At 52.4% G+C, this 11,280-nt stretch carries 11 protein-coding genes and 2 pseudogenes; 10 read left to right on the forward strand and 3 right to left on the reverse strand.

Going from position 1 to position 11,280, the window contains the following annotated elements; genetic code table 11:
- The 4 genes and pseudogenes from H5U02_10855 to H5U02_10870 all read left to right on the forward strand — a co-directional run.
- On the forward strand, window positions 1-203 hold a 203-nt coding region (locus H5U02_10855), incomplete at its 5' end, for a DDE transposase (GenBank protein MBC7342921.1).
- A gap of 299 nt (window positions 204-502) precedes the next feature.
- A pseudogene (locus H5U02_10860) lies at window positions 503-698 on the forward strand (type II toxin-antitoxin system HicB family antitoxin).
- 39 nt (window positions 699-737) lie between these two features.
- Window positions 738-953: a hypothetical protein gene (locus H5U02_10865; GenBank protein ID MBC7342922.1), complete on the forward strand. Its 216-nt coding sequence runs from the start codon at window positions 738-740 to the stop codon at window positions 951-953.
- Window positions 931-1,371 carry a type II toxin-antitoxin system VapC family toxin gene (locus H5U02_10870; protein ID MBC7342923.1) on the forward strand — a complete coding sequence of 147 codons (441 nt, stop codon included), beginning with the start codon at window positions 931-933 and terminating at the stop codon, window positions 1,369-1,371. The genes H5U02_10865 and H5U02_10870 overlap by 23 nt, the downstream gene beginning before the upstream one ends.
- Before the next feature lie 187 nt (window positions 1,372-1,558).
- Here H5U02_10870 and H5U02_10875 read toward each other — a convergent pair whose 3' ends face one another.
- From H5U02_10875 to H5U02_10885, 3 genes are all read right to left on the reverse strand, one after another.
- Complete coding sequence (locus H5U02_10875; GenBank protein ID MBC7342924.1) at window positions 1,559-1,966, reverse strand: type II toxin-antitoxin system VapC family toxin; 408 nt, start codon at window positions 1,964-1,966, stop codon at window positions 1,559-1,561.
- A complete protein-coding gene (locus H5U02_10880; GenBank protein ID MBC7342925.1) occupies window positions 1,963-2,214 on the reverse strand; it encodes a CopG family transcriptional regulator in 252 nt (83 codons plus the stop codon). The genes H5U02_10875 and H5U02_10880 overlap by 4 nt, the downstream gene beginning before the upstream one ends.
- A gap of 435 nt (window positions 2,215-2,649) precedes the next feature.
- On the reverse strand, window positions 2,650-3,819 hold the full coding sequence (locus tag H5U02_10885; protein ID MBC7342926.1) for a transposase family protein: 1,170 nt from the start codon (window positions 3,817-3,819) through the stop codon (window positions 2,650-2,652).
- A 471-nt stretch (window positions 3,820-4,290) separates the two neighbouring features.
- On the opposite strand from H5U02_10885, the gene H5U02_10890 reads away from it, so the two are divergent.
- The 6 genes and pseudogenes from H5U02_10890 (at window position 4,291) to H5U02_10915 (ending at window position 11,162) form a co-directional block, all read left to right on the forward strand.
- Complete coding sequence (locus tag H5U02_10890) at window positions 4,291-5,364, forward strand: IS110 family transposase (protein ID MBC7342927.1); 1,074 nt, start codon at window positions 4,291-4,293, stop codon at window positions 5,362-5,364.
- Window positions 5,365-5,413: 49 nt separating this feature from the next.
- A pseudogene (locus H5U02_10895) lies at window positions 5,414-5,764 on the forward strand (AAA family ATPase).
- Between the two features lie 15 nt (window positions 5,765-5,779).
- The gene (locus H5U02_10900; protein ID MBC7342928.1) at window positions 5,780-6,037 is read left to right on the forward strand and encodes a hypothetical protein; all 258 of its coding nucleotides are present in this window, start codon (window positions 5,780-5,782) and stop codon (window positions 6,035-6,037) included.
- 340 nt (window positions 6,038-6,377) lie between these two features.
- On the forward strand, window positions 6,378-7,079 hold the full coding sequence (locus H5U02_10905; protein ID MBC7342929.1) for a TetR/AcrR family transcriptional regulator: 702 nt from the start codon (window positions 6,378-6,380) through the stop codon (window positions 7,077-7,079).
- A gap of 65 nt (window positions 7,080-7,144) precedes the next feature.
- On the forward strand, window positions 7,145-10,165 hold the full coding sequence (locus tag H5U02_10910; protein MBC7342930.1) for a formate acetyltransferase: 3,021 nt from the start codon (window positions 7,145-7,147) through the stop codon (window positions 10,163-10,165).
- Window positions 10,166-10,247: 82 nt separating this feature from the next.
- On the forward strand, window positions 10,248-11,162 hold the full coding sequence (locus H5U02_10915; protein ID MBC7342931.1) for a glycyl-radical enzyme activating protein: 915 nt from the start codon (window positions 10,248-10,250) through the stop codon (window positions 11,160-11,162).
- Window positions 11,163-11,280: the final 118 nt, after the last annotated feature.

The raw sequence follows: 11,280 nt of genomic DNA on the forward strand, positions 1-11,280 counted from the left end.
GTCTTTATAAGCAGCGCACTGCGGTAGAAAGGGTAAACAGCCGCCTGGATGGGGCCTATGGATTGGAGAAGCATTTCATCCGCGGCCTTAAAAAGATGAAGTTACGGTGCACGCTGGCGCTAATGTTAATGCTGGCCATGGCGGTGGGCCGGATCCGAGAAAAACAAGCAATAAACATAAGGAGCCTGGTAAAGGCGGCCTGACTGAGCTTAATCCGAGCCAATAAAATAACCAACAGGCGCTCCCAGGGATAAATGCGCCCTTTAGCGGGGATGGCAGGGGGCACGGCGGTTATTTACGCCAAAACCAACCTTGGGAACATTGTCTCTTAGCCTGGAAAACACCCTTTCTTGGCATAAGCTTTATCCGGCCAGACGAAAAACGTCCACAACGCAACTGGCTCCAAGAGAAAGTCACAACCCTTTCCTCTTCTGTTGTGGTAAACTAGAAGCAAAGTCCGCAGGTGAAAAGGGCGCGGTGAGATTGACCGGATACCGCTTCTTTGGCGGTAATCGAGAAAGCCGACGGCAACTACTCCGCTTATTCACCGGATCTTCCGGGGTGCGTCGCTACCGGAGCAACACCGGAAGAGGCCAAGCAACGGATGGCGGCGGCGATCGCGCTGCACATCTGGGGGGTCGCGCGAGGACGGCCTGACGGCTCCCGAACCCTCGGCCACTGCGGACTACATTTCGGTTAACTTAGCACCGGTTTTTAGGTGGAAGGGGGAACCAAAAATGTCCGTTGACCGGATGGTGGAAGAGTTCAAGAAACTCACACCCCGAGAGCAAAGAGAGTTACTCCGCCGGCTGAGCGCCTTTGTGACCGTCCGCAAGAAGAGGGCACGGGGCGAAGAGGACCCGCTCGCCGCAATCATCGGGATTTTCGACGGTCCTGGCACCGGCTCAACAACTTACAAGGAGGACCTCTATGGCGGCGCCCGGCCCCTCTAAGATCTTTGTGGATACAGGGGCCTTCATCGCTTTGCTGGATAAGCGGGATGGGTTTCACGAAGCAGCCAAGGCCTTTTACCTGTCAGTGAGCAAAAGAGCGAACCTGGTTACTACTCTCCTGGTGGTGGCGGAAACCTACACCTGGCTACGCTACCACGGTGATTTCAACCTGGCGTTACGGTTCCTCAAGGCGATCGAAAAGGCCTCGGAAAGTGGGACGCTCGCCCTAATCTACCCCGACGCGGCTATTTGCGAGAAGGGGCGTGCAGTCCTGGAGAAATACCGGGATCAAAAGCTCTCCTACACGGATGCCGTAAGCTTCGCGGTGATAGAGACGTTGCAGATAGGCGACGTCTTCGGCTTTGATAGCCATTTCTACGTGGCAAAGTGCAGCCTGCACCCGGGTATCCCGCGGTGAAGTTGAGAAGGGCATTACACCTTTTCGTAGGCGAGAAGATGGGGCTCGCCCCTCCTAATCAGTCGCATAATAACCATTATGCGACATTATTGCCCCAAAAACTGCGCATAAGTGTCCCAAAAAGCCCTGCTAAGGGCCGAAAAAATGTCGCATAAGATTCAGATTCCCAGCGCACTTGCCTCCCCGGCTAGGGCAGAACTGTAAACCCGGCTGTCTTGAAGTGAGAGTCAAAGGCAAAAGCTTCCCTGGTACCCGTCTGCTCCATGACCTTAAAGGATACAGCATCGGTCAGCGAGAAAGATTGATCCTTGAACTTCCGCAGGAGATTCACGGCTTCCCAGGTGATGTCCGGACCGGCATAAAGCATCTGCACTCTGGGCGAAGCAGCTATCTTCTCCCACCAGCCTAGGGCCGCATCCAGGCCGCAGTCCAGGCGCAGCAGGATGTAGGTCTCGGCGGCTACAAGGTTGGTGGTCAGGAGTTGGTCATATTCTTTCCAAGCCTTCCGGTAAAAACCGGCGGCGGCCTGGTGGTACTGGTCGCGAGCATTAACGGTTGCTACCCAGGCCGAAGTGTCTACGAAGAGCTTCTTCACTTCTCCCAGGTCTCCTTTTCCCCTCGGGCCAGGTAGTGGTCGTGCCTTTCGGCCAGATCAGGGGTCTTTCCTGCTCCCATACCGATAATATCTAGAGCCGGGTCCTGCCCTTCCAGGTCTTCCATGAGGCCCCGGTAGAGGTATTTCCTCACCAGGTCGGACTGGGACACCTTCTGTTTTTTTGCTGCCAGCTTCAGCAGTTCGTGAATGCTTGTGTCGAGATATACTTGCAGAGGGACCTTGCTCATGAAAGTGATCACCCCTAAGAAGTTTTCATGAAACTATTATACATGAATAGGCCCAGCCGGGTAACAGTTCCTGTTTGGAAAGACCGGGGGAGCGCCAGAGCTTTAATCTTCCGAAAGAAACCATAGCTCAGGGGCGGAGATGATCGAGGACGCCAAAAGGGCATGGCTCGCGACGGCTCTGGAAGAGGGCATCCCCGTCCCCGAGCCGGTGCCGGAAGACTGCCCGGGAAAGCTGGTGGTCAGGATGCCGGGGTGGCTCCACAATGGGCTCTGGAGATGCCGCCGGAGAAGAAGACCTGAACCGGTACGTAGTCTGTACCCTGACCAGGGGTTCCGGGGAGCCACCTGGGGAGGGCGGACAGAGTCGCGTGTCAACTCATTTAAGAATCTTACCCAGGGGAAGTAGCTCACTCATGTAAGGATCTAACCCAACGCTTACGAGATGACCGCTGGTTGTGGCGGGGGCATCACCTCCGATGGTCCTTGGGCAAGCAGGCTTTCCAGGTGGCGGTGAAGGGCAAGGGGGTTAAGGTCCTTTAGCTGGTGCCGTAGGTCAGTTGAGGTGGGAAGGTTCACCGCGCCTGTGTCCAGCAAGCGTTGAACTGGAGTACGGGCTGTATCATATGACTTGTGGGTATGCGCACCACGTCGCTCTTTGGCGATCACCTTGCGCATGGGCAGGCAGAGGTTTACGTAGGGATCTAGAGAGGCGTAAACCTCATTCAGCCAGGCTACAGCCTGGGGGGTATCGTAGCGCTCATAGCCTACGATTTCCCGGACGTACTGGCGGTTTTTCTGCTCCACGTGGGCGTTATCGTTTTTCTGGTAGGGGCGACTGCGGGTGAAAGACCAGCCGTGTTTCTGACAGAAGCGGGATAGCTGGTCGTTGATAAACTCGCTGCCGTTATCGGAATGGAGGCAAAAAACGCCTGAGGGCCACTCGGCGAAGATAGCCTCCAACTCCCGGAATATACCAGCCTGACCCCGCCCCAGGACCGCCCGGCGGCGGCTGTAGCCAGAAACCACATCTACCACCGTAAGGGTGTAGGCGAAGTGGCCTAAAGAAGATCCGCCATTATGTTCCACCAAATCCACCTCCAAGGCTCCCGGCCGGTCCTCGTTCCATTGGTAGCGGTCGATAGGGATTTGGGAGGTGAGGTGGCTTTTCACCTTGGGACGAGGCAAGGTACGGCTAACCTTGGGCGAACGCCACCGGGCCAGGCGGCGGGCCAGGGTAGGCCGGCTGATTTTGGCCAGCTGGCAACGGATCTCAGGTGTCAGGACCAGTTCGCCATGTAAGGCCAGCAGTTCAGCGGTAGACAGGAGTACCGGGTGGAGGCGTTCCGCACAGGGGTAATCCAGGGCTTCCCAGACCGTCTGGATGGTGGGGAGTGCCTCAAGATACTGAAGGGGCCGGCTCCGTTTGCTACAAGGCCGTTTGGTTGCCGGTACAGGGCCATTCAAGACCTGAATGGCATACTTGCGGTGATAGTCCAATACTCGCACCACCTCATCGATGATCGCTGACTTCTCCTTGCGAGAAGAGGCTTGCTGGTAGCATTGACGTATGGTATTCAGATACTCACGGCGGCTCTTAAGTGACATCCTCATAACGCTCCCCTCCGGTAAGATTTCGCCGTGAGTGAGCCGATTCCCCTTCGGTTAGATTTTAGCTGAGTGATCGCGGGGACTTGCGCAAATCCTTAAACCATGTTATAAAGTTCTTGACAAGTTGTTTAAAACTCATGGGAATCCTCCTTTCGGGTTTGGCATCTAAGATTATCTCTTCGAAAGGAGGATTTCCTTTTCCTTGCCTCAGCTTCACTCCCAGAATCATCAGAATCATCAAACTGTTGGCATGATAAAACCGCAACCCTGGCGAATTAATCTATTAGGGTGGGATACAAAAAGAGGTGGGTGCAGGCAAGGGCGGCCGTGTATCCCCATGGGCTTAGAGCCCGACAAACTGTTTGGCCGTCCCCTTCGACCCGCCCAAGTGGGCTAAAAAGCCCGGATAGGTGAGTGTTGACCCTACCTTGACCTGCACCCCGAGATCCAAAAAGGAGGTCACCAGGATTGCGGTATTTCAACAACACCATCCGGCGGTTCCGCTTCCCCAACGAGAAGAAGGAGTGGAAGCGGTTCGCCAAGGAACTTGACGGCAACTGCAAGGTGGCCCTTGAAGCCACCGGCAACGCCTCCATGATCTATGATATCCTCGCCGGGCACGGAGCACAAGCGGTTGTGGTCAACCCCATGAGGACCAGGGCCATCGCCGAGGCCAGGATCAAGACGGACAAGGTGGATGCCGAGATTTTAGCCAGGCTGTTGGCTGCTGACTTCGTATGCGCCTCTTGGGTAGCTCCTAAAGAAGAAAGGGAATTAAGAACCCTCCTCCAGCACCGGGCGGCCTTAAAGAAGCAGGTGGTGAGCCTTAAGAACCGCATCCATGCTGTGCTTTCCCGCCAGGCCATAAGAGTGCCGGTAAGCGACCTCTTTGGGGTAAAGGGCCGGCAGTTCCTCCGGGAGTTAGAGGAGCTGCCCGAGGTGGAAAAGATAGTCCTTACCTCAAACCTTAAAGCCCTGGAGGCGGAGATCGTGGCCATCGAGAAGGAGCTGAACCTAAAGGCTATCGCCCTGCCGGGCATAAACATTCTTTTAGGTATACCGGGAATAGACGTCCTGGCCGCCCTGACTATCCTGGCCGAGATCGGCGACATCAAGCGTTTTCCCTCGGCCAAGAAGCTTGCCAGTCTTTCCGGCCTGGTACCTTCGGTGCACCAGTCGGGCAAGACCAGGTACACCGGACACATCACCAAGGCCGGCCGGAGCATGCTGCGCTGGATCCTCATCCAGATTGCCCAAAAGGCGGTAATGCAACCAGGAGCCCTGCGGGAATTCTACTTAAAGCGCAAGGGGGGCCATAAGATTGCCATTGTGGCGGCAGCGAGGAAACTCTCCATCATCTGGGTCATGCTGACGAAGAACACAGAATATTGCTACCGCAAAGAGAACCTGAGGCAAAAGAAGGTGCGTCGCATGCACAAAAAGGCGCTGCCGTACAAAGTTGACGGCGGTTTGCCGCAAAAAATTACGTCCCTCGCAGCAGAGGAGCAAACGATGCCAGAAACACCTCAACCTGCAGCTTAAATCCCCCTATTCCAGGGTTGCGGTTTTTCATAGGTGGGGATTCGCCAGGGATTCCTATAACCCCTTTATCCTCATCCTGGCTGGGCAAAGCCTGATCCGCACCAAGCTCGCCCTGAACGTCAACCATCCCCTAAGGCAGAGGCTGGCCGTGAAATACTTCATGCGCGGGCTGGAAAAGGATGAAATCAAGGATTACTGCCTTACCCTCTTAAAAAAAGCCGGGTGCCACGAAGAGATTTTCACCCCCCAGGCCTTCGAGGCCATCTATGCCACGACCAACGGGTTACCGCGCCTTATTAACAACCTGGTTACCGCCTGCCTGATTTCGGCCGCCTCAAGCAAAAATACCCTCATCGACCAGGAAATCGTCTACCAGGCGCAAAAGGAGCTGGAAATCTGAAAGGAGGTCTTCTGTATGCCCACCAATCTCGGCCTTAAAGAGTACTTCCTGGTTACCGGCTTTGCCGACCTCCTGCCCCTGGCCCTGAAGATAGCCCAAAGGGGCGGCTATAGCCGAAAAGAAATGATTGAGGCCGTCTGCAAGGTGGCGGACAAGGCCAAAACCTACCCGCCGACCAGAAATCGCCTCGCCTGGTTTGCCACCGTCTTCCGGGAAAAGCTCCTGGAAGCGCGGGCGGAAATACAAGCCTACGAGAGAAAGACTCTCACCTGAACGCTAAAACCGACAGCCGGGGTGCCATAACCTGGTGCCCCGGCTTCCCTATTTAGCCCATTCCGCCATGTCCCCAATGCCAACGTAATTTGCGAAAGCCGAGTAGGGATGGGCAATTTAATCTGCGAAAACCGGTCTTGCCACCGCCTGATCAAGGCAATCCGGTTTAAGAATCAAGAGGCAATTCAATTTGCGGATTGACACTATACTTTAACAATTGCAACTAAACTTTTTCCCACTTGGAGTTGACACTAACTTCAGTTTCTCCTAATTGACAAATTATCCGAAATGCGTTAAAATTAACAGCGTTAAAAAATCAGCATAAGACCTGGAGGTACTAATGGCAAGAACAAAAAGACCTGCCTGGCAAATAGAGCAAGCAAAAAGCAAGATCTTTAATGCGGCCTTAGAGCTATTTAATACTCACGGTTATAAAGAAGTGAGCATGCGTAAAATTGCCAGGAAAGCCGGCTGCTCACCTACAACCATTTATAACTATTACCCAGATAAAGATGCACTCTATCTTGACATCTTAAAAAAGGGTTTTGAAATGTTATTGGAACTTTTAAGGAATCAGCCTCGGGATGCCAATCCAGTGGTAACTTTAAGAAAGTATGCGGAGATCTACTATTGGTTTAGCTTGGAGTATCCTTATTATTATGACATCATGTTTTCCTTTCCGGTGCCTAAGTACTTGGATTACGTGGGCACCAAGATGGAAGGTGTGGCTTGGGAAGAGAAAAGAATAGCGCTGGAGAACCTAAGGCTGTTGACTGAGGCGGTAGAAGAGGCACTAACCGGTGGTTATCTAGAGGAGAGGATGAGCGCAAGCACATTAGCCAAGGTTCTGTTCAGTGTATGCCACGGAATCATATCTCTTTACCGTTCCCGAGTATGGCCCGAAGTAGGCGCTGACTTTCGAAGGCTCTATTTTCAGGCGGTGGATGATTTTCTGCTTCGTTTTAACCCGCAGTTAGGTGGCGGTGAGGGCCATACTGCAGGCAGCGACGGGAAGGGTAGTGGCGCCAGGGAGGTGGGATAAAGTAAACGGCGCCAAAGCCTAGTTCATGCCAACTCTGATTTCTTGAAATAAGGGGGTAGGTCAAAATGAGTGTAGCTGCGCGGTTAAGTGATCGTTTTCAGGAGTTTTCTACCGGCACTTTTGTGACTACCATCCTTCGGGCTATGTCGCTCTATTTCCAGGTGAATCCTGAATTTAGGCGCAACATCATTGATGAGAAACCGGCACAATACCGGTATGTGTTTAACGCTAAGTTCCAGTTTCGAACCCGGGATGATTCTATTTGTGTCTATGCCATTTTCGAGGATGGTCGTATGCGGGTGGGTAAGGGTAAGATTGAGAGCCCTGATCTTACCTTCAATTTCAAGAGCCCTGCGGGCATGAGGAGACTATTTTCAATTACCAAGCCAGCCGATCCTCTAACCATGATGCTTGAAAATGAGCTTTCAACTGAAGGTAATCTGATGTACTTGGCCAAATTTGGTCATATTTCTAAGGATATGACGATGGGCAAAAAGAAACGAAAGGTGCTAGCCGAGAAAAAGCCCAACCCCAACTTAATTATCAGTTATAACCCTGAAGCCAGGTCCTCGCACCCCCTTTCCCACCGAGCTACCCTAAAATCCTATCCCCATGACCAGGTAAAAGTTTTGGATGAGCCTTTCTTGAGCGAGTATAGCTTGGAGGATTTTCCGCGACTGAGGTTTATCCGGGAACGGCTCTACGTCAATACTGGAGAAATCTGCACCGAGCGTCCCCGATTGATTACTGAATACTTCTTAAGGCACGGGTTCGAGAAAGATGCATCTGGTCGGAAACGGGATCCAGAATTGCGCCAGGCGGAGGCTTTAAATTACCTTTTGACCAACCGTCAACCGATCATTTGGGACTGGGACCTTTTGGCTGGCACTAGTACTACCAAAGAAGTCGGAGTACTAATGTACCCCGAATTTGGAGCCGTGGCTTTGTGGCCGGAGCTTCTAACTGTGGATGATCGGACTCTAAATCCTTATAAGATTTCAGCTGAAGATGTAGACATATTGAATTACCAAGTGTTTCCTTTCTGGGCTGATCGCTGCATCATGGAATATACCCGCCGGAAATACAACAACCCTCTATGTCAGAAACTTGACCAGCGGTGGGTGCTCTACTTCTCCTGGAAGCCCCATGCAGTTTCCCATACTATTCCCAATTTCCCCATGATTCTCAGCCGGGGCTTGCTTGATATCATTCGTGAAGCTAAGGAGAAGGAAGAAAAGGCCCAGACAGAAAAGGAGCGTAACTTTTATCGGGCCATACAACTTGCCCAGCAAGGGGTAATCAATTACGCCAATAACCTAAGCCAGAAAGCTTGGGAGATGGCACAGAACCTTAGCGACATTGATCCTGAACAGAGTCGGCGCAAAAAGGAGTTGGAGACCATGGCTGACGTGTGCGCTCGGGTGCCAGCTTACCCAGCTCGCGACCTGCAGGAGGCCATAAACTGTATCTGGATCTGTTGGGTGGCACTGCATATGGAGAATATGAACGCAGGACTATCCCTAGGCAGACTCGACCAGTGGCTGCAGCCCTATTTCTTAGCTGATGTGGCGCAGGCCAAAAGCGAACAAGAAAAAAAGGAGATCATAAAGAAGGCTATCGAGCTAGTAGGCTGCTTCTACCTCAAGTGCGCCGACCATTTGCCCACCGTACCGGATCTCGGCAACCGGCTCTTTGGGGGAAGCTCGTCGGACCAAGCCCTTACTTTGGGTGGTGTAGACCGGAACGGCGAGAGTGCCGTCTGCGATATGACCTACATTTTCCTCAAGGTCACCGAAATGCTTTCCTTACGTGACCCCAACGTAAATGCCCGCTATTACCCAGGGATAAACTCGGAAGAATACTTGAAGCGATTAATTGAGGTCAATAGCATCACTGCAGCTACGCCATCTTTACACAACGATAGTGTTATCATCCCGGCCTTGGTCAACCAAGGGTTTTCCCTGGAAGACGCCCGGGATTGGGAGGCTACCGGGTGCGTGGAACCTACTAGCTGCGGTCGACACTTCGGGCATACCAACTGTATGCTTCTAAATACGGTAGCTGCATTAGAAATGGCTATGAACAACGGGGTACACCCTCTAATTGGCGAGCAGGTGGGACCTAAGACCGGGAATCCATCTGATCCCAAGAGCTTCCCTTTCTTCGAGGATTTCAAGGAGGCTTACAAGAAACAGCTTAGTTTCTTGATTGACCAATCCATCGAGTATAACAACCTCCTTGGTACCGCCCACCAGTATTTGCACCCAACTCCCCTCTTATCGTCTTTCTTTGAGGGGCCGATGGAGAAAGGGAAGGACGTGATTGAGGGCGGAGCCCGCTACAATACTTCTGGAGCGGCTCTAGTGTCGATTACGGATGTCATCGATAGCTTGATGAGCATTAAGCAGCTGATCTATGAAGAGAAAATAGTAGACTGGAAAACCTTGCTTGATGCCTTGGCTAAAGACTTTGTCGGCTACGAAGCTTTGCATACCCGTATCCTCACCAAGGTACCCAAGTTTGGTACTGACGCCGAGGAACCCAGGAAACTAGCCCAGGAGCTCATCGATTTCATCTATGATGAATATCAGCGTCACGAGAACTATCGCGGGGGTAAGTACACCAGCGGCTTCTGGAGCATGTCCAACCATGTAGCTTTTGGCACCTTGTCGGGAGCCTTGCCCAGCGGTCGAAGGAAAGGAAAACCCTTCACTCCAGGAATTACCCCCTCGCCCGGAGTATCGGACCAATTGCTCCCTAGCATCCGGACCATCTCCAGTTTGGATCCTATTAAAATGCCCAACAACATCGCCTTCAATGTCAAAGTGGCCCCGGGGCCCCAGGATACTCACCAGGAGTTTGTTGAGCGGGTAACTGCTTATGCCAAAACCTACTTTGAACTAGGCGGCATGCAGATGCAGTTTAATATTGTCACCACCGAAATGCTAAAGGATGCTATGGTCCACCCCGAAAACTATCGCTGGCTCTTAGTTCGGATTTCTGGGTACAACGCCTATTTTGTTGAGCTAAACCCAGATATGCAGAAGGAGATCATTGAGAGAACCGAGTTCAACCTTTCTCACTAATAACCAACCCTCCGGCCTTACAGAATGTAGGGTCGGGGGCAGCCTTATTCTAGGTAGCGCTAGACGGGAAGGGGTTAAGCCCATGGCAAGACCGCGACATGCCAAGCCCCTAATTGTCGATGTTAAACGCAATGCTTTAGACGATGGCCCGGGAATTAGAACCACCATTTTCTTCAAGGGCTGTCCGCTATCCTGTGTCTGGTGCCAGAACCCCGAGGCTATCAGCCCTTACTCAGAAATCATGTTTTCGCCTGGCGATTGTATTGCTTGTCGTACTTGTATGCAGGTATGTCCGCAAGGTGCAATCGACCTTGACCGCCATCCATCCCCCATTAACCGGGCTTTGTGCCAGCGCTGCGGCACCTGCGCCGATAACTGCCCAGGGTTAGGGATGCGCCGCGTAGGTAAATACTACTCCCCAGATGAGCTTCTAGAGGTGGTAGCCAAGGATATTCCGTTCTATCGCAATTCTGGCGGGGGTGTTACTTTGTCGGGAGGGGAAGCGACTCTCTACCCCCGCTACCTGGAATCTTTTCTCAGGGGAGCCAAATCGCTAGGAATCCATATTGCTCTGGAGACTTCTGGATACTATTACCAGCAGGAATTCCAGCGATCGGTTCTTCCTTACCTAGACCTGATCTATTTTGATGTGAAGATCTTGGATTCATACCTCCATAGAAAGTATACCGGTCGCAGCAACCAGCTCATCCTGAGCAACTTAAGGGCATTGCTAGAGTATGGGCGAGTGCCAGTGCTACCTCGAGTACCCTTGGTTCCGGGAATAACCGATACGCCAGAAAACCTTAGGGTCATTGCTGAATTCCTAAAGGACATTGGGCTGAAAAAGGTAGCGCTGTTGCCATATAACCCCATGTGGGTGGCCAAAGCTGACAACCTGAGCAAGAAGACTGCTTACCGCTATGAACAGTGGATGACCCCGGAGCAAAAAAGCCGATGTGCCAGTTACTTCTCTGATTTAACCCTGGAGAAGTTTTAAGCCATTTGCGATGTCCGGAAGTAACGATAGATAGGCCATTTAACGGTGCTAGCAAAAATATTTTACCCCAGTATGGTCCAGGTTTTTATGCCGGTTAGCAGGTGAAAAGCGGCAGGTC

This window comes from Clostridia bacterium (assembly GCA_014360065.1).
Taxonomy (GTDB): Bacteria; Bacillota; DSM-521; order Neomoorellales; family JACIYF01; genus JACIYF01.